1 pseudogene is annotated in these 257 nt (G+C 70.0%); it reads left to right on the top strand.

Annotated elements, in window-relative coordinates:
- A pseudogene (locus SAZ04_RS22490) lies at positions 1 to 257 on the top strand (hypothetical protein); the annotation flags it as partial.

Raw genomic sequence — 257 nt, 5'->3', positions numbered from 1 at the left:
AACGAGGTGTTCCTCGAAGAGGTGAGGGTGCCGGTGGCCAACGTGCTCGGCGCCGTCGATGAGGGTTGGGGCCCGGCACGCACCGTGCTGTCGAACGAGTCCGCCTTCATCGGCGGTGGCCAGGGCGGCAGCCACGATCGGCTCCTCCTGCTGGCGCAGCTGCACGGTCGCACCAGCGAGCCGCTGATCCGCCAGGAGCTCGCCCGCAACTACCCGCGGGAGCGGCTGCTCTCGATCATGGGCGAGCGCATCCTCTC

The sequence above is a fragment of the Halalkalibacter lacteus genome, from assembly GCF_036663595.1.
GTDB classification, from domain to species: Bacteria; Bacillota; Bacilli; order Bacillales; family Bacillaceae_D; genus Halalkalibacter; species Halalkalibacter lacteus.
Note: the sequence above shows the minus strand (reverse complement) of the source record. Positions and strands in the feature narration are given on the sequence as shown.